At 69.8% G+C, this 23,419-nt stretch carries 22 protein-coding genes; 10 read left to right on the top strand and 12 right to left on the bottom strand.

The genetic code is table 11. The annotated features are described in order from the left end of the window. Positions 1–20 precede the first annotated feature (20 nt). On the bottom strand, positions 21–1,811 hold the full coding sequence (locus ACNI65_RS03075) for an acyl-CoA dehydrogenase C-terminal domain-containing protein (RefSeq protein WP_416761112.1): 1,791 nt from the start codon (positions 1,809–1,811) through the stop codon (positions 21–23). Between the two features lie 62 nt (positions 1,812–1,873). After that, complete coding sequence (locus ACNI65_RS03070) at positions 1,874–2,647, bottom strand: TetR/AcrR family transcriptional regulator (RefSeq protein ID WP_416761111.1); 774 nt, start codon at positions 2,645–2,647, stop codon at positions 1,874–1,876. Positions 2,648–2,938: 291 nt separating this feature from the next. Between ACNI65_RS03070 and ACNI65_RS03065 the strand changes: the two genes are divergently transcribed. From ACNI65_RS03065 to ACNI65_RS03020, 10 genes are all read left to right on the top strand, one after another. Further along, a complete protein-coding gene (locus ACNI65_RS03065) occupies positions 2,939–3,469 on the top strand; it encodes a chemotaxis protein CheW (RefSeq protein WP_416761110.1) in 531 nt (176 codons plus the stop codon). Then, positions 3,466–4,998: a CheR family methyltransferase gene (locus ACNI65_RS03060; RefSeq protein WP_416761109.1), complete on the top strand. Its 1,533-nt coding sequence runs from the start codon at positions 3,466–3,468 to the stop codon at positions 4,996–4,998. The genes ACNI65_RS03065 and ACNI65_RS03060 overlap by 4 nt, the downstream gene beginning before the upstream one ends. Continuing rightward, positions 4,995–5,561: a chemotaxis protein CheW gene (locus ACNI65_RS03055; RefSeq protein WP_416761108.1), complete on the top strand. Its 567-nt coding sequence runs from the start codon at positions 4,995–4,997 to the stop codon at positions 5,559–5,561. The genes ACNI65_RS03060 and ACNI65_RS03055 overlap by 4 nt, the downstream gene beginning before the upstream one ends. A gap of 14 nt (positions 5,562–5,575) precedes the next feature. Further along, a complete protein-coding gene (locus ACNI65_RS03050) occupies positions 5,576–7,033 on the top strand; it encodes a CHASE3 domain-containing protein (RefSeq protein WP_416761107.1) in 1,458 nt (485 codons plus the stop codon). Positions 7,034–7,094: 61 nt separating this feature from the next. After that, a complete protein-coding gene (locus ACNI65_RS03045; protein WP_416761105.1) occupies positions 7,095–9,263 on the top strand; it encodes a hybrid sensor histidine kinase/response regulator in 2,169 nt (722 codons plus the stop codon). Further along, the gene (gene cheB / locus ACNI65_RS03040; protein WP_416761104.1) at positions 9,260–10,405 is read left to right on the top strand and encodes a chemotaxis-specific protein-glutamate methyltransferase CheB; all 1,146 of its coding nucleotides are present in this window, start codon (positions 9,260–9,262) and stop codon (positions 10,403–10,405) included. The genes ACNI65_RS03045 and cheB overlap by 4 nt, the downstream gene beginning before the upstream one ends. Then, positions 10,402–13,371, top strand: coding sequence for a response regulator (locus ACNI65_RS03035; RefSeq protein WP_416761103.1), 2,970 nt, complete (start codon positions 10,402–10,404; stop codon positions 13,369–13,371). The genes cheB and ACNI65_RS03035 overlap by 4 nt, the downstream gene beginning before the upstream one ends. Before the next feature lie 2 nt (positions 13,372–13,373). After that, on the top strand, positions 13,374–14,138 hold the full coding sequence (locus ACNI65_RS03030; RefSeq protein WP_416761101.1) for a response regulator: 765 nt from the start codon (positions 13,374–13,376) through the stop codon (positions 14,136–14,138). 152 nt (positions 14,139–14,290) lie between these two features. Then, entirely contained in the window at positions 14,291–14,851 is a 561-nt protein-coding gene (locus ACNI65_RS03025) for an HNH endonuclease (protein ID WP_416761100.1), read from the top strand. A 207-nt stretch (positions 14,852–15,058) separates the two neighbouring features. Then, on the top strand, positions 15,059–15,526 hold the full coding sequence (locus ACNI65_RS03020) for a glycine zipper 2TM domain-containing protein (protein ID WP_416761099.1): 468 nt from the start codon (positions 15,059–15,061) through the stop codon (positions 15,524–15,526). 52 nt (positions 15,527–15,578) lie between these two features. Here the strand turns inward: ACNI65_RS03020 and ACNI65_RS03015 are convergent, their stop codons facing one another. The 10 genes from ACNI65_RS03015 to cyoA form a co-directional block, all read right to left on the bottom strand. After that, positions 15,579–15,722 carry a HepT-like ribonuclease domain-containing protein gene (locus tag ACNI65_RS03015; protein WP_416761098.1) on the bottom strand — a complete coding sequence of 48 codons (144 nt, stop codon included), beginning with the start codon at positions 15,720–15,722 and terminating at the stop codon, positions 15,579–15,581. A 25-nt stretch (positions 15,723–15,747) separates the two neighbouring features. Then, positions 15,748–15,954 (bottom strand): hypothetical protein, encoded by a 207-nt coding sequence (locus ACNI65_RS03010; protein WP_416761097.1) that lies wholly within the window; start codon positions 15,952–15,954, stop codon positions 15,748–15,750. Beyond that, positions 15,951–16,241, bottom strand: a complete 291-nt coding sequence (locus tag ACNI65_RS03005; RefSeq protein WP_416761096.1) for a nucleotidyltransferase family protein — start codon at positions 16,239–16,241, stop codon at positions 15,951–15,953. The genes ACNI65_RS03010 and ACNI65_RS03005 overlap by 4 nt, the downstream gene beginning before the upstream one ends. Positions 16,242–16,328: 87 nt before the next feature. Beyond that, positions 16,329–16,901: a response regulator transcription factor gene (locus ACNI65_RS03000; RefSeq protein WP_416761095.1), complete on the bottom strand. Its 573-nt coding sequence runs from the start codon at positions 16,899–16,901 to the stop codon at positions 16,329–16,331. Beyond that, complete coding sequence (locus tag ACNI65_RS02995) at positions 16,888–18,297, bottom strand: ATP-binding protein (protein ID WP_416761094.1); 1,410 nt, start codon at positions 18,295–18,297, stop codon at positions 16,888–16,890. Before ACNI65_RS02995 ends, ACNI65_RS03000 begins: the two co-directional genes overlap by 14 nt. Before the next feature lie 10 nt (positions 18,298–18,307). After that, complete coding sequence (locus ACNI65_RS02990) at positions 18,308–19,102, bottom strand: SURF1 family protein (RefSeq protein ID WP_416761092.1); 795 nt, start codon at positions 19,100–19,102, stop codon at positions 18,308–18,310. Continuing rightward, the gene (gene cyoD, locus ACNI65_RS02985; RefSeq protein ID WP_416761091.1) at positions 19,102–19,512 is read right to left on the bottom strand and encodes a cytochrome o ubiquinol oxidase subunit IV; all 411 of its coding nucleotides are present in this window, start codon (positions 19,510–19,512) and stop codon (positions 19,102–19,104) included. Before cyoD ends, ACNI65_RS02990 begins: the two co-directional genes overlap by 1 nt. After that, positions 19,509–20,117, bottom strand: coding sequence for a cytochrome o ubiquinol oxidase subunit III (gene cyoC, locus ACNI65_RS02980; protein ID WP_416761090.1), 609 nt, complete (start codon positions 20,115–20,117; stop codon positions 19,509–19,511). The genes cyoD and cyoC overlap by 4 nt, the downstream gene beginning before the upstream one ends. Before the next feature lie 38 nt (positions 20,118–20,155). After that, entirely contained in the window at positions 20,156–22,150 is a 1,995-nt protein-coding gene (gene cyoB / locus ACNI65_RS02975) for a cytochrome o ubiquinol oxidase subunit I (RefSeq protein ID WP_416761089.1), read from the bottom strand. Positions 22,151–22,216: 66 nt separating this feature from the next. Next, complete coding sequence (gene cyoA, locus ACNI65_RS02970) at positions 22,217–23,227, bottom strand: ubiquinol oxidase subunit II (protein WP_416761088.1); 1,011 nt, start codon at positions 23,225–23,227, stop codon at positions 22,217–22,219. Positions 23,228–23,419: the final 192 nt, after the last annotated feature.

Genomic DNA, 23,419 nt, shown 5'->3' with positions numbered 1-23,419 from the left:
GGGCGCCCGTGACGCTGTCCTTAGAACAGCGCCTCGTCCATTTCCATCAGCGGGTTCAGGCCCGCGCGCGCCGTGCGGATCAGGCTGGCCGTCTCGGGCAGCAGCTTGGCGAAGTAGAAGCGCGCGGTTGCCAGCTTGGCGGTGTAGAACGGATCGCCGCCGTCCTTCTTCTCCAGCGCCAGCTTGGCCATGCGCGCCCACATGTAGGCGAAGCACAGGTGGCCCACGACGCGCAGGTAGTCCACCGCGGCGGCGCCGACCTCGTCGGGGTTCTGGAAGGCCTTCATGCCGATCTCGGTGGTCAGCTTGGTGACCTTGTCGCCGATGTCGGCCAGCGGGTTGATGAACTCCTGCATCGCCTCGCTGGTGCCCTCTTCCTCGACGAACTCGGCGATCTTCTTGCCGAATTTCTTCAGCGTCGCGCCGTTGTTGCCCAGGATCTTGCGGCCCAGCAGGTCCAGCGACTGCACGGTGTTCGTGCCTTCGTAGGTCATGTTGATGCGCGAGTCACGGACGAACTGCTCCATGCCCCACTCGTGGATGTAGCCATGGCCGCCGTAGACCTGCATGCAGTGCGAGGTCGCGATCCAGGCGTTGTCCGAGATGAAGGCCTTGATGATCGGGGTCAGCAGCGCGACCTCGTCCTCGCAGGCCTTGCGCTCGTCGGCGTCATCGCTGCTCAGCGCCTTGTCGAGCTGCAGCGCGGTGTACGCGGACAGCGCGCGGCCGCCTTCGGCGAAGGCACGCGCGGTCAGCAGCATCTTGCGCACGTCGGGGTGGACGATGATCGGATCGGCCGGCTTGTCCGGGGACTTCGGGCCGCTCAGGGCGCGCATCTGGATGCGGTCCTTGGCGTACACGACGGCGTTCTGGTACGCGACTTCCGTCAGGCCCAGCGACTGGTTGCCCACGCCCAGGCGAGCGGCGTTCATCATCACGAACATCGCCTGCAGGCCCTTGTGCGGCTGGCCGACCAGCGTGCCGACGGCGCCGTCCAGCACGATCTGCGCGGTGGCGTTGCCGTGGATGCCCATCTTGTGTTCCAGGCCGCCGCAGTACACGGGGTTGCGCTCGCCCAGCGAGCCGTCGGCCTTGACGTTGAACTTGGGCACGACGAACAGCGAGATGCCCTTGGAGCCTTGCGGCGCGTCCGGCAGGCGGGCCAGCACCAGGTGGATGATGTTCTCGGCCAGGTCGTGCTCGCCGGCGGAGATGAAGATCTTCTGGCCGGTGATCTTGTACGAGCCGTCGGCTTGCGGCTCAGCCTTGGAACGCAGCAGGCCCAGGTCGGTGCCGCAGTGCGGTTCGGTCAGGCACATCGTGCCGGTCCACACGCCCGAGGTCAGCTTGGGCAGGTAGGTGGACTTCTGCTCCGGCGTGCCGTGCGCGTGCAGCGCCTCGTAGGCACCGTGGCTCAGGCCGGGGTACATGGTCCAGGCCTGGTTGGCCGAGTTCATCATCTCGTACATGAACTGGTTGACCAGCACCGGCAGGCCCTGGCCGCCGTACTCGGGGTCGCACGACAGCGCGGGCCAGCCGCCCTCGACGTACTGCGCGTAGGCTTCCTTGAAGCCCTTGGGCGCCTTGACCTCGTGCGTGGTCTTGTCCAGCGTGCAGCCTTCCTGGTCGCCCGACAGGTTGATCGGGGTCAGCACTTCCGAGGCGAACTTGCCGCCCTCTTCCAGGACCGCGTTGATGGTGTCCTCGTCGATCTCGGCATGCGCGGGCAGCAGCTTCAGCTCGTCGACCGCGTGCAGCAGCTCATGCAGCACGAACTGCATGTCGCGCAGGGGCGGGTTGTACTGGGGCATGGGGGCTCTCCTGAGGAATGGTTCTGGAAATGGGGATCCGAGGATCGAAGGGACTCGCCCGCTCAGGCGCGCTTGCGGCCGGTGGCCGAAGACGCCGAGGCGGAAGAACTGGGGGCGGCGGCCGCGGCGGCCTGCGCCTGCCGGGCCTGCGCGTCGGCCTTGCGGCCGGCCGGCGTGGCGAAGCTGTCGAGGATGCGTTCCAGGCCGGTGCGGGCACGCGCCAGCGCGCCGGGGCTGCGCAGGAAACGCGCGTCGTGGTGCAGGGACAGGATCAGCCCGTGCATCTCGAAGAGGACCTGGTCCGGATCGGCGTCGGGCACCAGATGGCCGCTCTCCTGGGCGATCAGGATGGCCTTGCGGATGGCGGCGTGCCAGTCGCGCACCATGCCCACCAGCGCGTCGCGCACCGGGCCGGGCCGGTCGTCGAATTCAACGGCGCCGCTGATGTAGATGCAGCCCGAGTCCACCTCGACCGAGGTCCGGTGCACCCAGCGCTCGAACAGCGCGCGCAGGCGCGGCAGGCCGCGGGGCTGGCGGATCGCGGTGTAGAAGACTTCCTCTTCGAACTTGGCGTGGTACTCGCGCACCACGGCGATCTGCAGCTCCTCGCGCGAACCGAAATGCGCGAAGACGCCGGACTTGCTCATCTTCGTCACATCGGCCAGCGCGCCGATGGACAGGCCCTCCAGACCCATGTGCGAGGCCAGGCCCAACGCCGCGTCAAGGATGGCCGCGCGCGTCTGCTGGCCCTTCTGGAGCGAGCGCGCGCCACGGCGCGGCGCGGCGACGGTCTTGGTCGCGGCCAGCTTGGCGGAGGTGAGGGAGGTGGTGGACACGGTGCCCGGAATAATAAAACGAACGATCGTTCTATTTTGATCAGTTCCGGGACCGAAACGCAATCCTTGACCACCCTTTTTTAGTGGCGAAGACCTAAAAAAGCCAGCCCCCTGGCGAACGCCGCCGGGCGACCTGCACGCCGGCCGGCGCTCGACTGCGGGTTAACCCGAACCCGTGGGCGGCGCTTCTCTGCGACGCTGGACGCCTCGCGGGCGTGCCGGACAGTGACCTTCGGCAACGCCTGTCCGCGAGACGCCGGCATAGACTGGCGCCAACAGGGAGCCAGAAGAATGCACCAGCCATTGAATGGCGTGTTCCGGGTTCTGGTGTGTCGCGCGAATGCCCGCCTGTGCGGGCTGCCGCTGGACGCGGTCGAGGAGACCTTGCGGCCGCAGCCGCTGCGTCCGCTGACCGCGCCGGTGAATCATGTCCAGGGCCTGGCGCGCATCCGCGGCGACTGGTTGCCGGTGCTCGACCTGGCGGGCCTGCTGGGCGTGAGCGCCACCCCCGACCCCGTGCGTCGTTTCGTCGTGCTGCGCACCGGCGAGCGCCGCGTCGCGCTGGCCGTGAGCGAGGTGATCGGCGTGCAGGGCCTCGAGCCCGAGGCCGTGCGCGCGCTCCCGCCGCTGCTGCGCGATCGGGACCACGCGGCCGTCGCGGCGCTGGCCGAGCGCGACGAGGAACTGCTGGCCGTGCTCGACCAGGCGCGGCTGCTGCCCGACGCGACCTCGCGCGAACTCGCCGAGGCCCTCCCCGACGATCTCCCGGACGTGCTTCCCGACGACCTTGCCGACGCGGCCCGAGCGAGGGCCGCCTCATGACGCGCGTGCCGCCGGCTGGCACCGAGTCCTCCGCACCATCGTCGCTGTCGTCGGCGTCGTCGGTGCTGCCCCTGTTGCCACGGCTGCGCGCGCTGCTCGCCGCGCGCCTGGGCCTGCAGTTCGACGATCGCCAGGACGACCGGCTCATCGCGGCGCTGACGCGCCTGTCGGGCACGTCCGGGCCGGCACGCTACATGGATCAGCTCGAGCTCGCGCCCACGCGCGCCCGGCTGGACGCGCTGGCCGGCGAGCTCACCGTCGGCGAGACCTTCTTCTTCCGCCATCCGGAGCAATTCGACGCGCTGCGCTTCGACCTGCTGTCGACGGTCGCGCGCGCCGGCTTCGGCACCGGGCGGCGACTGCGCGCGCTGTCGGCCGGTTGCGCCAGCGGCGAGGAGGCTTACACGCTGGCCATCACGCTGCATCGCGCGGGGCTTGCCGCCCAGGGCATCGACTGGGACGTGCTGGCCGTGGACCTGAACCCGGCGGCACTGGCGCGGGCCTCGCTCGCGCGCTACGGCGAATGGAGCCTGCGCGCGACCGCGCCCGAGCAGCGCGAGCAGTGGTTCCAGTCGACGGCGCCGGGCGAGTGGACGCCGCTGCCGGCGATCCGCGAGCGCGTGCGATTCGAGTCCCGGCACCTGGGCCTGCCCGATCCGGGTTTCTGGTCACCGGACCGTTTCGACATCATCTTCTGCCGCAACGTGCTGATCTACCTGGAGCCGGCCGCGCTGCGCCAGGCGATCCGCAACATGATCGGCGCGCTGGCCCCGGGTGGCGTGCTGTTCCTGGGCCACGTGGAAACGCTCCGCGGCCAGGCCGATGCCCAGGCCGCGGGCCTGACGCTGCGCCAGGCCCACGGCTGCTTCTTCTATCAGCGCGCCCTGACGCCGCCATCGCCACCGGCCTGGCCCTTCCCGTGGGAAGCCACGCCCGGGCTCGCACCCGCCCTGGGCGCGCCGCGCGCGTCCGAGCCCACCAGCGTCTTCGCACCCGCGATTCCCGCCGCCGCGTTCGCCGATGAGCGCCTGGGCCGCATCGGGGTCACGGACGGCCCGGACCGCCCGGACCGCCCGGACCGCGAGTCCCCCGCCGCTGCCGCCCGCACCGCCAGCCCCTGGGACCAGGCGCTGCTCGATGACGCGCTGCGCCTGGTCGAGTCCGGCCAGGTCGAGGACGGGCTGCGCGCCTGCGCCAAGCTGATCGCGCCGCAGACGCCCGCCCCGCTCCAGGCGGAGGTGCTGTTCCTGCAGGGCCTGGCGATGGAGGAGCGCGGCCAGCTGCCCGCCGCTGAATGGCACCACCAGCGCGCCGCGGCCAAGGACGCCGGCTTCGCGCTGCCGCATCTGCGCCTGGGGTTGCTGGCGCGGCGGCGTGGCGAGATCGTGGCCGCGCGGCGCGAGCTGCGCCGGGCGCTGGAGCTGCTCGACAGCGAATCCGACGAGCGCCTTCGCCGCTTCGGCGGCGGTTTTGAACGCGAGGACCTGCGGCGTCTGTGCCGCGACGAGATCCAGGAGGCCCGGGCATGACCCAAGCGACGCGACGGCAACTCGAGGACTGGCGCGAGGCGTTCGATCGCTCGTTCGCCGAGCCTCGACGTCAGGCCGACGAGGATGCCGTGCTGGACGTGCTGGGCATACGGATTGCCGGGGACGCGTTCGCCCTGAACTTGGCCGACCTGGCCGGACTGCAATCCGCGATGCCCGCCGCTCCCTACCCCGCCACCGCACCCGCGCTGCTGGGGCTTGCCGGACATCAGGGCCAGGTCCTTCCGCTGTACGACCTGCAGGCGCTGCTGGGCCGCGGGACCGCGCCCGTCACGCGCTGGTGGGCGATCGCGCGCGCCGCGCCGCTGGCGCTGGCCTTCGAGGGCTTCGACGGCCAATGGCGCCTGAGCGCGCGGGATCGGCTGCTGCAGAGCGACACCACCGGCTCGGGCTGGGCCGTGCGCTGCGGCGATGCGCTGCGCCCGCTGATCGAGCTGGATCAGCTGATCGCGTCGATCGCCGGCGACCAACTCGAGGGTGAAGCGGGCGGCAAATCGGACGCCGCCTTCACGACAACAACAGGCGCCGGCACCGCCGGCCGATGACAGGGAGCACAGGCATGTGGACCTTCGGAAGAAAACTCGCGGTGGGCTTCTCGCTCGTTTTCCTGCTGCTGGTGGTGGTCGGGCTGGTGGCCTACCGGGGTGTGGACGTCCTCACCCAGACCAGCTACCAGGTGACGCGCACCCATGCGGCGATCAGCCACGTCGAGGCGCTGCTGAGCTTCATGAAGGACGCGGAGACCTCGCAGCGCGGCTACCTGCTCACCGGCGACGACACCTACCTCGAGCCCCTGCGCAGCGCGGGGGCCAACGTGCCGCGCACGTTGGCCGAGCTGCGCCAGCTGATTCGCGACAACCCCACGCAGCAGGCCCGGCTCAACCAGGTCTCGTCGATGATCGACGGCCTGATGCAGCTGCACAAGGAACGCATCGAGACGCGCCGCGTGTCAGGCCTGGATGCGGCGATGAAGGTCGTCGGCCTGGGCGAGGGCAAGCGGCGCATGGATGAGCTGCGCGCCATCGTCGCCCAGATGCTGGAAGAGGAGAACGACCTGCTGCGCGAGCGCGCCAAGGAGGTCGAGTCCGCCAGCGCCGGCGTGCGCATGGCCATCGTCTGGGGCTCCGCCGCGGGCGCGCTGCTGGTGCTGGTGGCCGCGGTCACGCTCAGCCGCGCGCTGTCGGGCCAGGTCGGCACCGCGGTGAGACACGTGCAACGCTCCTCCGCCGAGCTGCAGGCCGCGGCCAACCAGCAGGCCGCGGGCGCGCGCGAGACCGCCACGTCGATGACCGAGATCGCCACGACGATTTCCGAGCTGCTGGCGACCTCGCGCCAGATCGCCGACAGCGCGCAGCGTGTCGTCGTCATCGCCGAGCAGACCGCCGGACTGGCGCGCACCGGCGACGGCACGCTGCAGGCCGCGCGCGAGACCATCGCCTCGATGCGCCGCCAGATCGACCTCGTCGTCGACCACATGCTGGACCTGGGTCGCAAGTCCCAGTTGATTGGCGTCGTGCTCGACCTCGTCGGCGAACTGGCCGAGCAGACCAACATCCTGGCGATCAACGCCACGATCGAGGCCACCGTGGCCGGCGACGCGGGCCGGCGCTTCAGCGTCGTGGCCGACGAGATCCGCAAGCTCGCGGACCGCATGACGGCCTCGACCAAGGAGATCCGCCTGCAGATCGACGACATGCGCGGCGCGGTGAACACCACGGTCATGGCCACCGAGACCGGCTCCAAGGCCGTGGACGCGGGCGCGCGCCACTTCGACGACGTCGCCGCGAGCTTCTCCAAGATCGCCGCGCAGGTGGTCACCACCACCGACGCCGCCCGCGAGATCGAGCTCTCCACCAAGCAGCAGGCCACCGCGGTCGAGCAGCTCAACGTCGCGTTGTCCAACACCGCGCAGGCCTCGCGCGAGACCGAGGCGAGCTCGGGCCAGACCTCGCAGACGGCCACCGAGCTCGCGGAGATGTCCCGCGACCTGCTGCGCCTGGTGCAGGCGCCGACCTGACAGGCGCCGCGGGCCTGACCTCCATCGACCCCGACCGACGACCACCCCGACCGCATCCATCGTGGCCAAGGACCCCTACCGCTTCTTCCGCGTCGAGGCCCGCGACCTGCTCCGGCAGATGAGCGAGGCCGTGCTCGCCGCCGAGCAGGCCAGCACGCCCGACCTGGCGCCGCGGATGCTGCGCCTGGCCCACACGCTCAAGGGCGCGGCGAGCGTCGTGCGCCTGCCCGCGATCGCCGCGCAGGCCCATGCGATCGAGGATCTGCTCACGCCGCTGCGCGACAGCGGCGACGCGCCGGAACGGGTGACGCTCGATGCGCTGCTGACGCTGATCGACGCCGCAGGCGATGCGATCACCGCGCTGGACGGCACCGCCGCGCCCGCGACATCCGCGACATTTGCGGCGTCCAAGAGCCCGTCGACCGCATCACCCGACGCCGAGCGGCCCGCGTCCTCGAGCGCGCCCTCCCCGGCCTCGCTCTCCGTGATGTCGCCCTCGGTCGAATCCGCGGCGCCCGCCCTCCCGGCCCCCGTCGACGACCCGGCCGAGGACCGCATCGGCGAGCTGCTCACCATGCCGCAGCTGATGCCCGAGGAGCTCGACGGCCTGCTCGCGGACATCTCCCGCACGCAGGGGCATCTCGCGCCGGTGGAGCGCGCGGCCTCGCTGCTGCGTGAACTGCGCGGCACGCTGCAAGGTCAGCAGGAGCTCCTGGCAGGACCGCTGGCGCGCATTGAAGACCAGATCGAACGCGCGGCGCGCCAGCTCGCCCGCGAGCTCGTCGCGCTGCGCGACAGCGCCGAGCAGCTGCGGCTGCTGCCCGCGTCGCAGCTCTTCGTGCCGCTGCAGCGCACCGCGCGCGACGCCGCGCGCTCGCAGGACAAGCAGGCCCGCCTCGTCGGCGAGGGCGGCGATGTGAAGCTGGAGGCGGTGCTTCTCAACGCGGTCGCGGGCGCGCTGGTGCAGATGGTGCGCAACGCCATCGCGCACGGCATCGAGACGCCGGCCGAGCGCCTCGCTGCGGGCAAACCGGCGCAGGGCCGCATCACGCTGCGCATCGAGCGCCAAGGGCGCGAGGTGCTGTTCAGTTGCGAGGACGACGGCGCGGGGATCGACCTGGACGCGGTGCGCCGCACCGCCGTCGACAAGGGCGTGCCCGGCGCGGCGCGGCTGGACGACAGCGCGTTGATCGAGCGCCTGCTGCGCGGCGGCCTGAGCACCGCGCGGCGCGTGGACGCCCTGGCCGGACGCGGCGTGGGCATGGACCTGGTGCGCGACACGGCGGACCGGCTCGGCGGCCGGCTGATGCTGGACAGCCGTCGCGGCGAGGGCACCACCGTCGCGCTGCGCGTGCCGCTGCAGCTGGCCGCGCTGCGCGCGCTGCGCGTCGTCGCGGGCGGCACGGCGGCCTGGGTGCCGCTGGAAGCGATCGAGCGCGTGCTGCAGCGCCCGGTGCTGCACGGCACGCAGGTGGCCATCGAGGACGAGCTGCTGCCGCACCTGTCGCTGGCCGACGCGTTGAAACCCGAGGTCACCTCGGCGCCGCCGCGCGCGGCGCTGCTGCTGCGGGCCGGCGGCCAGCGCGCCGTGCTGGGCGTGGACACGCTGGAGGGCGTGACCAGCGTCGTGCTGCGCCCGCCGCCGTCGCTGCTGCCGCCCTCCGCGCTGATCGCCGGGCTGGCGCTGGACGCCGCGCAGCAGCCGGTGCCCGTGCTCGCGCCCGAAGGGCTGATCGCCGCCGCGCGGCGCGCCCGCGCGCGGCCCGCGCCACCGCCGCCGCGCACCGGCACCATCCTGGTCATCGACGATTCGCTCACCACGCGCATGCTCGAGCAGAGCATCCTGGAAGCGGCCGGCTACCGCGTGCACATGGCCGCGTCGGCCGAGGACGGCCTGGAAGCCGCGCTGCGCGAGCGCTACGCGCTGATCCTGGTGGACGTCGAGATGCCGGGCATGAACGGCTTCGAATTCATCGAGCGCATCCGCGGCGACGCGGCGCTGCGCCACATTCCCGCCGTGCTGGTGACCTCGCGCAACGCGCCCGAGGACCTGGCGCGCGGCAAGGCCGTCGGCGCCGACGGCTACATCGTCAAGGGCGAGTTCGCGCAGAACGAATTCCTCGCGCAGGTCGCGCGGCTGATGGCGCGGTCGGCGGGATCGGGCGCCGCGGACACGGGCGCCAGGATCGACGGCGTTGTCGACGGCGCTGTCGAAGGAGCCTCCGCATGAGCGGCGCGAGCAGCGGCGGCGGCATGGGCGGCAGCGGCATCGGCGGGCTGGGCGGCGCGAGCGCGCCCGTGCCCTCGCCCGCGCCGGCGGCCAAGCCGCTGCGGGTGCTGGTCGTGGAGGACTCCATCACCGTGCTGGCGCACATCCGCGAGGTGCTGTCCGCGCATGCGGACATCGAGATCGTCGGCGAGGCGCATGACGGCGCCACCGCGGTGGCGCTGTGCGAGCGGCTGCGGCCGGACGTCGTGTCCATGGACATGATGCTGCCGGGCATGGACGGTCAGGCCGCCACCGAGGCCATCATGGCCCACTGCCCGACGCCGATCCTGATCGTGTCCTCCTCGACCAACCGCGGCGAGATGCTGCGCACCTACGAGGCGCTCGCCGCCGGTGCCGTCGAGGTGCTGGAGAAGCCCGGCCCCGACCAGTCCGAGGGCGAGTGGGAACGCCGCTACGTGATGCTGCTGCGGCTGGTGTCGCGCATCCGCGTGATCACCCACGTGCGCGCCCGCATCGGCGGACGGCCGCTGTCGGCCGGACCGGCCCCGACGCCTCGCCGCGCGATGCTCGCGCTGGGCGCGTCCACCGGCGGCCCCGGCGCGCTGATGAAGGTCCTGCAGACCTGGCCCGCGCCGGCGCCGCTGCCGGTGCTGATCGTCATGCACATCAACGCGGTGTTCAGCCGAGGCTTCGCCGAATGGCTGGACGCGCAGACGCCGCACCGCGTGCGCTACGCCCAGGGCGGCGAGCTGCTGCGCGACCTCGCCGGTCACGTGATCCTGGCGCCGCCCGACGCGCACCTGGTCGTGCGCGCCGGCAGGCTCGAGCTCAACCACACGCCGCCGCGCCATTCCTGCCGGCCGTCGGTGGACGTGCTGTTCGAGTCGCTGGCCGCGGAGTACGGCGGCGGCGTCGCGGCCGCGCTGCTCACCGGCATGGGGCGCGACGGCGCGCAGGGCCTGCTCGCGATCCGCCGCGCCGGCGGCGCGACGCTGGCGCAGGACGAAGCGAGTTCGATGGTCTACGGCATGCCGAGGGAGGCCGCCCAGCTGGGCGCGGCGGACCGCGTGCTGCCGCTGGCGGAGATCGGCCCCGCCCTGATGGGCTTGAGCGGTATGGCCTGGGGAGGCGCCAACAAATGAACAAGAGAACCTTCATCGTCGAGGACAGCATCACCGTCCGGATGGACCTGCGCGAGGCGCTCGAGGACGCCGGCTTCGACTGCGTCGAATGCGCGTCGCTGGCCCAGGCGCGCGCCGCGCTGGCCGAAGGCGTGCCGGCGCTCGTGCTGCTGGACAACCAGCTGCCCGACGGCGACGGCGGCGCCTGGCTGCCCGAGCTGCGCGCCGCGCCGCAGGGCTCGGAGTGCGTCGTGCTGATCCTGTCCAACGCGTCGCAGGCCGGCGACCGGCTGCGCGGCATCGCGCACGGCGCGGACGAATACGTCGGCAAGCCCTATGACCGCGTCTACGTCATCGACCGCGCCCGCGAGCTCGTGCGTCAGCGCCAGGCGCGCGTGGCGGCGCCCGAGCCGCATGTGGCCAGCGTGCTGCTGATCGACGACAGCGAGACCTTCCGCGAGGCGCTGGGCGAGGCGCTGGAGCCGCACGGCTACGACATCTACATGGCCGCGCACGGCGAGGACGGCCTGCGCCAGGCCGCCGCGCTGCGGCCCAACGCGGTGATCGTCGACCAGCACATGCCCGGCATCGACGGCGCGGCGGTGATCCGCCGGCTGCGGCTGGATCCGGCCCTGCGCCACACGCCCTGCCTGCTGCTGACCGCGGACGAAGGTCCCGAGGCGGAACTGCGCGCGCTGGAAGCGGGCGCGGACGCGTTCGCGCGCAAGCAGGACGACGTCGACCTGATCCTCGCACGCGTGGCGGCGATGCTGCGCAGCGCCACCGCCAGCCTGCCCGAGCAGGGCGCCAGCCTGCTCGGTCCCAAGCGGCTGCTGCTGGTGGACGACAGCGCCAACGTGCTGGCCGAGCTCGGCGCGATGCTGCGCGACGACGGCTTCGACGTGGTCGCCGCGTCCAGCGGCGAGCAGGCGCTGGAGCTGCTCGCGGTGCAGTCCGTCGACGCGGTGCTGCTGGACGTGCAGATGCCGGGCATCGGCGGCCTGGAGACCTGCCGCCGGATCAAGTCCGCGCCGGCGCTGCGCGACACCCCGGTGCTGCTGCTCACCGCCTTCGAGGGCCGCGCGTCGATGCTCGCCGGCCTGGAGGCCGGCGCCGACGATTACGTCGTCAAGGCCAACGGCGAGGTGGAGCTGCTCAAGGCGCGGCTGCGCGCGCAGTTGCGCCGCAAGCAGTTCGAGGACGAGGCCCGGCGGGTGCACGCCGAGCTGCACAACAGCGCGATGGAGGCCGCCGAGGCCCGCGCCGCGCGCGATCTCGCCGACAGCCGCGCGGAACTGCTCGCCGTGCTGCAGCAGCGCAATGACGCGCTGGAGCAGCTCAACTCGGAGCTGAGCCGCGCCAGCAGCGCCAAGACCGCCTTCCTGTCGACGATGTCGCATGAGCTGCGCACGCCGCTGAACGCGGTGATCGGCTTCGCCCAGCTGATGCGCGACGGCGCCGCGGGTCCGGTCAGCGATCGGCAGGCCGAGTTCTGCAACCACATCCACAACGCGGGCCAGCACCTGCTGTCGCTGGTCAACGACCTGCTGGACATGGCCAAGATCGAGGCCGGCCGCGTGGACCTGGACATCGAGCCGGTGGACCTCGACGAGCTGCTGCGCGACGCGCTGGCGATCGTGCAGGAGCGCGCGCGGCTGAACCAGGTGACGATGGACTTCTTCGGCGTGGGCGGCCAGCACCGGCTGTGCGTCGACCGGCGGCGGCTGCGGCAGATCATCTACAACCTGCTGTCCAACGCCGCGAAGTTCACGCCCAAGGGCGGCAACATCCGGCTCGAGGCGCGCAAGGTCACCCGGGCGCGGGCGCGCGAATCGCTGCCCGGCTTCCCGGCCGGACGGCGTTCCGAACTGCCCGAGAGCGACTACGACGACTTCGTGCAGATCAGCGTCACCGACAGCGGCATCGGCATTCCGGCCGACGGGCTGGAGAAGCTCTTCCAGCCCTTCAACCAGATCCGCAACGTGCTCACCCACAAGGTCGAGGGCACGGGCCTGGGCCTGGCGACCGTGGCGCGGCTGGTGCAGCTGCACGGCGGCGCGGTGGCGGTGAGCAGCCAGCCCGACAAGGGCAGCTGCTTCACCTGCTGGCTGCCCTGGCGCGAGCCGGTGGTGCCCGATCTCATCCTGCCCGACGAACCCAGTGAACGCCCGCTGGCGCTGGTCATCGAGCACAACGAAGGCGCCGCCGCGTTGATGCAGACGCAGCTCAACGCGGCGGGGTTCCGCGTGCGCCATGTCGCGTCGGCGGAGGCCGCGCTGGCGCTGGCGCCGCGCCTGCGGCCCGACCTCATCACGCTGGAGGTCAACCTGCCGGGACTGGACGGCTGGGAGCTGCTCTCCCGGCTCAAGAACCTGCCGGGCTGGGCGCACATCCCCGTGGTGGTCGTGTCAGTGGACGCGGGCCAGGAGGTGGCGCTATCGCTGGGCGCCTCGGCCGTGCTGCACAAGCCGGTGTCGCGCAAGGCGCTGACCAAGGAACTGCAGATGCTCGGCTTCAAGCCGACCGCGACGCGCAAGTTCCTGGTGCTGGCCATCAGCGACGCGCCCGGCGAGCTGCAGTCGCTCAGCGCGCATCTGTCGCAGCCCGGCTTCTCGGTGCTGCGCGCCACCGGCGGCAAGGAGGGCATCGAGCTCGCCCGGCGTCACGTGCCCGACCTGATCGTGCTGGACCTGCTGATGGCGGAGGTCGACGGGATCGGCGTCGTCGAGGCGCTGCAGCGCGATCCGCTCACCGCGGCGATCCCGGTGATCGTCGTGGCCGCGTCGCAGCTGACGACGCGCGACCGCGAGCTGCTCAACCGCCATGTGCAGCGCGCGACCGTGTCGCGCGAACCCGGCGCCGGCCCGTCGCCCGCGCCGGCGCCGGGTTCGCGCGCGCCGGCCGGTCCTCAGGGACACTTCATGGATGAGGTCAAACGCGCGATCAGCCGCACAAGCTGGGGCGACCTCGACCCGCTAGACGAATGACGATGCCCATCACTGCCACGACCGCTCCCCTGACCGTCGTCCTCGTCGAGGACTCGCTGACCATCCGCCGCCAGCTGCTGCAGCGGCTCGACACCGTGCCCGGCCTGCGCGTCGTGGGCGAGGCGGCCGACGAGGCCACCGCGCTGACGCTGATCGGCCACCTCGTGCCCGACGCGGTGCTGCTGGACCTGTCGCTCGCCCAGGGCGGCTCGGGCATCGCGGTGCTCAAGGCGCTGCGCAAGCAGGGCTACGCGGGCCAGGTGCATGTGCTGTCCCACCAGACCGAGGCCTATCGCGCGGCGGTGGTCGCGGCCGGCGCCAACGGCTTCTTCGACAAGGCCGAGGAACTCGAGCTGATGCTGCGCGAGTTGACCGGCCAGGCCGAGGTGCCGCCGCCGGTGGCGCTCGACGCCGGGGTGCTGCGCGAGCGGCTCGACCAGACGGTCAAGCTGGCGATGCGCGACGGCTCGGAGGTCGTTGTGCACGTCATCGCCGGATCCGAGGCGGCGCTCGCGCCGCTGGCCTCGCAGCTGATCGTCGCGCTGGACGGCGCGGACCTGGTGGGCTGGAGCGATACCCGCGCGGGCGACGGCGGGCTCTGCGTGGTCCAGATCGACAGCGACGACGCGCCGACGCTGGGCGAACGGCTCGAGGCGCTCGCACCGACGCTGCGCTCGGGCCAGGCGCGACTGCCCGATGACGCGCTGTCCGCCGGCGGCCTGCTGGCGGTGGCGGCGCTGCGCGCGATCGGCAAGCTGCCGGCCTGATCCCATCGCGAACACCGCCTTGAACCTCGGCGCGCGGGCGCCTATGTTCGGCGAACAGCTGAAATTTCGTCTCGGCGGCACCACCGTGCGCGCGCGGCACTTGAGTTGCCCCCTGCGACTGGATTACCCTTGGCCGCTGGAGGTCATCGACCGTGGACGTTCTGCAGCTGGACATCTCGGGCCGACCGCAGGCCTGGATCTCGACCAAGGAAGCAGCGGTGCTCTATGCCAGCGACGCGATCGCGTGGACGCTGGGAGAGCCTTGCCACGTGCTTCGCGGCGGCTATCAGCGGCTGACGGGACTGCAATCGCGCATCGAGCTCCATCCGATCGTCGCGGTGCGCGGCTCGATTCCCAGCCGCGCGTGGCGCCAGTCGCCGGCGCTGTCCAACTTCAAGCTCTTCGCACGCGACCGGCATGTCTGCGCGTACTGCGGGCACTTGTTCCACGCCGACCTGCTGACGCGGGAGCACATCCAGCCGGTGTCGCGCAACGGGCGTGACTCGTGGATGAACTGCATCACCGCCTGCCGCGCCTGCAACGGCCGCAAGGGCAGCCGCACGCCGGAGGAAGCGCACATGTCGCTGCTCTACCTGCCCTACGTGCCCAGCCTGCACGAGGACATGATCCTGCGCGGGCGGCGCATCCTGGCCGACCAGATGGAGTTCCTGCTGGCGAGCGTGCCCAGGTCGTCGCGGCTGTACGTGTCCTAGCGGGTTCACGGCGCGATCACGCTTTGCCCGCGCTGCCGACACAGTCGTTCACCGGCGCTTAAGAGCGCCTAAAGACGACTCCTGTAGAGTTCCTGCTCATGCGTTCTTCAGCGGACGCGACCGATGGCGACGAGGTAAAGACTTGTTGCGCGGTCAACGCCCGGTCACATCTGTTCGTTGGCCGGAGCATCGACTTGGAGAGACGAGATGAAAAAGCTGCTGATTGCCACGATGGTGGCTGCCCTGGCCGCCTGTTCGACGACGAGCCCCGACACGATCCAGCGCGGTGATGCGCAACGTCTGTCGCAGGTGCAGGATGCGACGGTGCTGTCGGTGCGTCCGGTGACGGTGGACGGCTCGCAAAGCGGAGCGGGCGCGCTGACCGGCGCGGTGGTGGGCGGTGTGGCCGGCGGCAGCGTCGGCGGCAGCCGCGAGGGCGTGATCGTCGGCGTGCTGGGCGCGGTGGCCGGCGCGGCGCTGGGCAACGCGGTGGAGCGCAGCGCGACGAAGGAGCAGGCGGTCGAGATCCTGCTGCAGCTGCGCAACGGCGAGCGACGCGCGATCGTGCAGGCGCAGGCCAACGAGAACTTCACCTCCGGCGAGCCGGTGATCATCGTCACGACGGGCGGCAAGTCCCGCGTGATGCGCGCGCCGCCGGCGACGCGCACCAACTGAGCGCTTCGCGCTCGGCATGATGAAGGGGCCTCACGGCCCCTTCGTTCGTTCTTCACCGATCAACATGGAGTTCTTCGCACGCCGCAGCCCGTACTGCCGGCAGACGAGCGAGCAGATCGGGAATCCAGCGCGTGGCCGTGTCCCACACGATCTCCAGGTCGATGCCGAAGTAGACGTGCGTAATGTGATTGCGCATGCACCGGATGTCCTGCCAGGGAATCTCAGGGTGGGATGCGATGAAGGGCCCATACCCCTTCATCAGTTTTGTCGCGGCTTCTTCCCAAGACCATGAGATTGAAGAACACAGCCTGCTGCGTTTTCTTGTCGGCCCGAAACTGAACCCGGCTCAGCCCAGCAACGTAATCGGCAGCGAGCTTAGCGGCCTCATGCATGTGGTCAAGGTAGTCGACCAGACCGACGTGGCTCATACCGGCCGCGCTTCGGCGAGCACCTGGGCGCGAAACTTCTCGGAGATGAACCCCGGCGTCAGCAGGTGCACCGGAACTCCCAGCAGAACCTCCAGCTCTCGTTGGAGCCCACCGAGATCAATCAGCGTAGTGCCGGGCAAGGGGTCCACCAACAAATCCAGATCGCTGTCCTCCCGATCCTGACCGTGCAGCGCAGATCCGAACAATCGCAGGTTCTTCATCGGATACCGGGCCACGACAGCACCCAGTTCATCCCGCTTCAACGCCAGGGCTTCAGAGGGTTTCATACACGCTCCTTTCACCGCGGAAACAGCACCGCGGTCCGTCCAGGGTAAGGCGCGTGGACAGCGCTCCAAACGAGCCCTGTTGCGAAATCACTTCACCCGCTGCTTCTCCAGCTTCCGCGCCAGCGTGCGGCGATGCATGCCCAGGCGGCGCGCGGTCTCGGAGATGTTGAAGTCGGTAGCCGCCAGCGTCTCGTGGATGTGCTCCCACTCCAGCGTCTTGATCGACGTCGTCGCCCGCTCGGTCACCTCGACCTCCGCATCGCCCTGCGCGCGCGAGAACGCCGCCTCGATGTCGTCGGTGTTCGCCGGCTTGGCCAGGTAGTGCCGCGCGCCCAGCTTGATCGCCTCCACCGCCGTGGCGATGCTCGCGTAACCGGTCAGCACCACGATCACCATCTCGGCGTCGTGCTCATGCAGCGTCTGCACGCAGGCCAGGCCGGACCCGCCGCCCGCGAGCTTCAGGTCCACCACCGCGTACTCCGGCACTTCCTCCGGCCCGCGATCCGCGAGCAGCTTCTGCACCTGCTCCACGCTGGTAGCGCGCAGCACCTGGTAGCCGCGTCGCTCGAATGAGCGCGACAAGGTGCGCGCGAAGGCATCGTCGTCCTCGACGATCAGCAGCAGGCGGTCGCTGTCCGCGGCGAAGTCATCGGTCGTCATGGTGTCCATTGTCCGGCAGCCCCAGGGGCGCCAATGCCGACAGGGGCATGCGGATCTCGACCTCCGCACCGCCGCCTTCCTCCGCCAGCCGGTTGCGCGCCTGCAGGCGCCCCCCCAGCGAGCGCACGACGTTCAGCGCCAGGAACAGCCCCAGCCCGCCGCCCGCCCGGCCCTTGCTCGATTGATAGGGCTTGCCGAAGCGCTCCAGCATCTCCGGCAGGAATCCCGGACCGCGGTCCGTCACGCGCAGCACCAGCTGCCCGTCCTCGGCCAGCGCGCGCAGCGTCACCGGGCGGCCCGGCGCCGCCTCCAGCGCGTTGTCCAGCACGTTGTCGATCATCTGCTTGAGCCCGACGTCGGACACGATGCGCACCCGCGGCAGGTCCGGCTCGGGCAGGTAGTCCAGCCCGTCCTGCGTCCGCGTCCGCCGCCAGTGCGTCACCAGTTCGTCCAGGAAGGCCTGCAGCGTCGTCACCACCGGTGCCTCGCCGCGCAGCTCGCCCGCCGACATCAGGATCCCGCTGACGATCGCCTTGCAGCGGCGCAGCTGGACCTGCATCTCCTCGATCTCCTCGCGCAACTCGGGATCGCCAGCGAACGGCGCCATCCGCGACCAGTCGCCCAGGATCACCGACAGCGTCGCCAGCGGCGTGCCCAACTCATGCGCCGCGCCCGACGCGAGCAGCCCCATGCGCACGATGTGCTCCTCCTCGGCCGCGCGCTGACGCAGGTCGGCCAGGCGGGCGTCGCGCTGGCGCAGGTTGCGCCCGATGCGCTGGATGAAGATCACCAGCAGCGCCGCGTTGATCGCGAAGCAGATGAGCAGCCCGCCGATGTAATGCGGCGGCAGCGACAGCCCTTCCATGTCGGGCACCAGCAGCGGCAGGTGCCACTGCGTCAGCGCCACGAAGCAGCCGCCCGTCACCGCCACCGTGAACCAGATGTAGCGCGAGGGCAGCAGCACCGCGCCCACCGCGATCTGCAGCAGGAACAGGAAGATGAAGGGATTGGTGACACCACCGCTGTAGTACAGCTGACCGCTCAGCACCGCGATGTCCACGAGCAGCCCGGCGAAGAGCTCGGCGTTGCGCACGCTGGGCACCCAGCGCGTGCGCAGCCAGCAGGCCACGTTGAACAGCACCAGCACCGCGAGCAGCGTGAGCATCTCCGGCATCGGCAGCCGGATGTGCAGCGCGAAGTGCACCGACAGCACCGTCGCGAACTGCCCCGCCGCGGCCAGCCAGCGCAGTTGCACCAGCTGCTGCAGGTTGTTGCGGCCGGCCTGCAGCGCGCCCTCGCCCGAGGCGTCCTCGGGCGACAGCTCGCCCTCGCTGCCGTCCAGGTAGCGGCTGTCGTCGGGGTGATCGTCGTCCGGATCGGGACGGCTCAGCGGCATGGGGGCGGTCTCACTCGGCCGGGTCGGCGGTCGAATCGGCGTCCAGGTCGGCGACCAGCCGCCGGCGCTCCACGCGCCACAACCAGATGCCGATGCCGGCGGTCATCAGCGCCATCGCGAACCAGGTCAGCGCGTACTGCAGGTGATGGTTGTTGAAGCGCACCACCGTCAGCCCGCCGCGCGGCCAGCGCGTCTGGTCGTCGGCCGCGGCGGCATCGACGAAGTACGGCGCCACCGGTCCCTCGACGATGCGGCGCGCCTTCGCGATCGCCTCGACATCGCGCGAGTACCAGCGGTCCTGCGCCGCGTCGTTCTTCTGCAGCAGGCCGCCGCCGGGCTCGGTCAGGCGCAGCAGGCCGATCACGCGGTCCTCGCCTTGCGTCTCCGACGCGGTGCGCGACGCGCGGGTCTTGAATTCCGGCGGCACGAAGCCCCGATTCACCAGCACCCAGTCGCCGCGCTCGGTGCGCAGCGGCGTCAGCACCCAGTAGCCCGTGCCGAGCTCGGTGCTCGCGCCGACCAGCGTCTCGCGCGAATGGTCGAAGCTGCCCGTGAGCGCGACCTTGCGGTACTCGTCATCGGCCTGGGTGATCGCACCCCAGCGGTCCGCGCCCGGCGCGCGCACCGGCGCCGCGGCCAACCGCTGGTCCAGCCGGGCGATCAGGTCCTGCTTCCACGCCAGCCGCTGCACCTGCCACGCGCCCAGCGCGATGAAGGCCACAAACAGAAGGGCCGCGCCCAGCAGCAGCGCCCAGAAGGCGGTGCTGCGGCGCGGCCGCGGCAGTTCCGGATGAACAGCGGTCATCAGGGCATGTTGCGCATGTCGTGGACCGGCATCATGTTGCTGTTCAGGTGGAACATCACCCAGATCGAGCCGGCCAGCATGATCACCACGACGGCGATCGTGAAGATCAGCGACAGCATCGACCAGCCGCCCTCGACCTTCGAGTTCATGTGCAGGAAATAGATCATGTGCACGACGATCTGCACCGCCGCGAAGATCAGCAGCACGATGCCCATCGCCTGCGACGACGCGATCGACTTGGTCATCACCAGGAAGAACGGGATCGCCGTCAGGATCACCGACAGGATGAAACCGATCAGGTAGCCCTTGACGGTGGCGTGGTAGCCCACGTCCTCATGGTCATGGTCGTGATCGCCGTGGCCGTGGTCGTGGCCGTGCGAGTCATGCTTGTGGTTGTGGTCGGCGCTCACGGCAGCACTCCCATCAGGTAAACGAAGGTGAAGACACCGATCCAGATCACGTCCAGGAAGTGCCAGAACATCGACAGGCAGATCAGGCGACGCTTGTTCTCCTTGGTCAGGCCGAGCTTGCTCACCTGGACCATCAGCGTCACCAGCCAGATGCAGCCGAAGGTGACGTGCAGGCCGTGCGTGCCCACCAGCGTGAAGAACGAGGACAGGAACGCGCTGCGCTGCGGACCCGCGCCTTCATGGATCAGGTGCGCGAACTCATAGAGCTCCACGCCCAGGAAGCACAGGCCCAGCACGCCCGTGATCGCCAGCCAGGCCAGCGTGCCGGTCTTCTTGTTGCCCAGCATCTTGATCATGGCGAAGCCATACGTGATCGAGGACAGCAGCAGGAAACCGGTGTTCAGCGCCACCAGCGGCAGGTCGAAGAGATCGGCGCCCGACGGGCCGGCCGCGTAGCTGCGGCCCAGGACCGCATACGTCGCGAACAGCACCGCGAAGATCAGGCAGTCGCTCATCAGGTAGATCCAGAACCCGAGGAGCGTGCCGTGTTGCGGATGGTGATCGCCGTTGTCGTAGAACACCGGCGCGCCGGTGTTGTTCGTCATGGTCGTTGCTTGCATGTTGGATATCGCTCGCTGCGGATTCAGGCCTGGGCGGCCAGCACCTTCGTGCGGGCGTCCTCCGTGCGGGCCACTTCATCCGCGGGGATGTAGTAGTCGCGCTTGTAGTTGAACGTGTGGACGATCGCGGCGATCACGGTCACGGCGAAGGCCACACCCGCCACCAGCCACATGTGCCAGATCAGGGCGAAGCCGAACAGCGTCGACAGGCCGGCCAGGATCACGCCCGCGCCGGTGTTCTTCGGCATGTGGATCTCCTTGAAGCCGCCCACCGGACGCTGATGGCCGCGGGCCTTCATGTCGTGCCACGCGTCGTGGTCGTGGACCACCGGCGTGAACGCGAAGTTGTACTGCGGCGGGGGCGACGAGGTCGACCACTCCAGCGTGCGGCCGTTCCACGGATCGCCGTCGACGTCACGCAGCTGGTCGCGCTTGAAGTACGACACCACCAGCTGGATCAGGAACGAGCCGATGCCCGCGGCGATCAGCAGCGCGCCGAACGCGGCGATCTGGAACCAGATCTGCAGCGACGGGTCGTCGAAGTGGCTCATGCGGCGCGTCACGCCCATCAGGCCCAGGACGTACAGCGGCATGAACGCGACGAAGAAGCCGATCTGCCAGAACCAGAACGAGGTCTTGCCCCAGAACGGGTCCAGCTTGTAGCCGAAGGCCTTCGGGAACCAGTAGGCGATGCCCGCCAGCAGGCCGAACAGCACGCCGCCGATGATCACGTTGTGGAAGTGCGCGATCAGGAACAGCGAGTTGTGCAGCACGAAGTCGGCCGGCGGCACCGCCAGCAGCACGCCCGTCATGCCGCCGATCACGAAGGTGATCATGAAGCCGATGGTCCAGTACATCGGGACCTCAAACTTGATGCGGCCGCGGTACATCGTGAACAGCCAGTTGAAGATCTTCGCGCCCGTCGGGATCGAGATGATCATCGTCGTGATGCCGAAGAACGAGTTGACGCTCGCGCCCGAGCCCATCGTGAAGAAGTGGTGCAGCCACACCAGATACGACAGGATCGTGATGACGACGGTCGCGTAGACCATCGACGCGTAACCGAACAGCTTCTTCTGGCTGAAGGTGGAGACCACTTCAGAGAAGATGCCGAAGGCCGGCAGCACCAGGATGTAGACCTCGGGGTGGCCCCAGATCCAGATCAGGTTGACGTACATCATGGCGTTGCCGCCGAGGTCCGTCGTGAAGAAGTTGGTGCCGGCGTAACGGTCCAGCGACAGCAGCGCCAGGGCCGCGGTCAGGATCGGGAACGAGGCCACGATCAGGATGTTCGAGCACAGCGAGGTCCAGGTGAAGACCGGCATCTTCATCATGGTCATGCCCGGCGCGCGCATCTTGATGATGGTGGCGATCAGGTTGATGCCCGAGAGCGTCGTCCCCACACCGGCCACCTGCAGCGACCAGATGTAGTAGTCGACCCCCACCCCCGGACTCGCGAGCAGGCCCGACAGCGGCGGATACGCCAGCCAGCCGGTGCGCGCGAATTCGCCCACGAACAGCGAGGCCATGCACAGCACGGCGCCGCCGGTGGTCATCCAGAAGCTGAAGTTGTTCAGGAACGGGAAGGCCACGTCACGCGCGCCGATCTGCAGCGGCACGACGTAGTTCATGAAGCCCGTGATCAGCGGCATCGCCACGAAGAAGATCATGATCACGCCGTGGGCGGTGAAGACCTGGTCGTAGTGGTGCGGGGGCAGGAAGCCGACCGAGTCCCCGAAGGACAGGGCCTGCTGGGCACGCATCATGAGCGCGTCGGCGAAGCCGCGCAGCAGCATGACCAGGCCCAGCACGATGTACATGATGCCGATCTTCTTGTGGTCGATGCTGGTCACCCAGTCGCGCCAGAAGGGGCCCCACAGCTTGAACTTGGTCATCAGCACGAGCAGCGCGAGGCCGCCCAGGGCGACCATCGCGAAGGTGCCGATCAGGATCGGCTCGTGCAGCGGCAACGCCTCCAGGCTGAGGCGGCCGAAGATGAGCTTTTGAGCGTCAATCATCTTGGATCTCGGTGTTGCTTGCGGTCCGGGCGCGGCGCGTCATCGCGGTCGCGCCGGACTCGCGAATCAATTGCGGGTGGCCGAGGCCTGCCATTGCGAGGCGTACTGCCCCGCGTTGTCAGGCGTACACAGCGCGGCCACGAAGATCCGCTTCTGCTCGTTGCTCCAGGACTTGCTGGCAAGGCCGTCGATCGCGCCCTTGCCGCCGCCGCCGGCGGCGTCGATGGCCATCATCTGGCCCATGCACATCTTGGTGCCGTCGACGCAACGGTTCACGACCGCGTCGAACAGGCCGGGGGCCACGCTCGAGAAGCGGCGCACCGGCTGCTTCTCGGAGGGCTTCTCCAGGTCCAGGTACACGTCCTTGGTCAGCGCCACGCCGTCGGCCTTGTTGCGGTCGACCCAGGCGGCGAACTCGTCGTTGGACAGGCCGTGGAACTTGAAGCGCATGTGCGAGAAGCCGTCGCCGCTGAAGTTGGCGGAGAAGCCGTCGTACACGCCGGGCTTGTTGATCACCGCGTTGAGCTGGCTCTGCATGCCGGGCATCGCGTAGATCATGCCGGCCATCGCGGGCACGTAGAAGGCGTTCATCACGGTGGACGAGCTGATCTTGAAGTGGATCGGGCGATCCACCGGGGCGACCAGTTCATTGACCGTGGCCACGCCCTGATCGGGGTAGATGAACAGCCACTTCCAGTCCAGCGCCACGACCTCGACGGTCAGCGGTTGCACGCCGGCCGGGATCGGACGCTGCGCGTCCAGGCGCTCCAGCGGGCGGAACGGATCGAGCTTGTGCGTGCTGATCCAGGTCATCGCGCCCAGCGCGATGATGATTAGCAGCGGCGCGCCCCAGATGATCAGCTCGAGACGGGTCGAGTGATCCCACTCCGGCGAGTAGGTCGCCTGCGTGTTGGACGCGCGGTAGCGGAACGCGAAGACGATCGTGAGGATGATCACCGGGACGATGATCAGCAACATCAGGAGCGTCGAGGCGACGATCAGTTGCGCCTGCTGGTTGGCGATGTCACCCGAGGGTTTCATCACGACCATGTTGCAGGCGGTCAACGGCAGGGCCATCGACACGAGCCCGAGACGGGCGAGGCTTGTTTTTAGAGATGCTTTGAGGTACATGGGACTTCAGCAGACCTTCAGGCGTAGATCACGCGGAACCCCCTCCTCGCATCGGGATCCCGTCGTCGGCAAACCTGGGGGTTTCCTCCGAAGGGAAAGCGATAAAGGGGAAAACGACACTTGTCGACCGTTGCACGC

Source organism: Roseateles sp. So40a, from assembly GCF_048081605.1.
GTDB lineage: Bacteria > Pseudomonadota > Gammaproteobacteria > Burkholderiales > Burkholderiaceae_C > Roseateles.
Note: the sequence above shows the minus strand (reverse complement) of the source record. Positions and strands in the feature narration are given on the sequence as shown.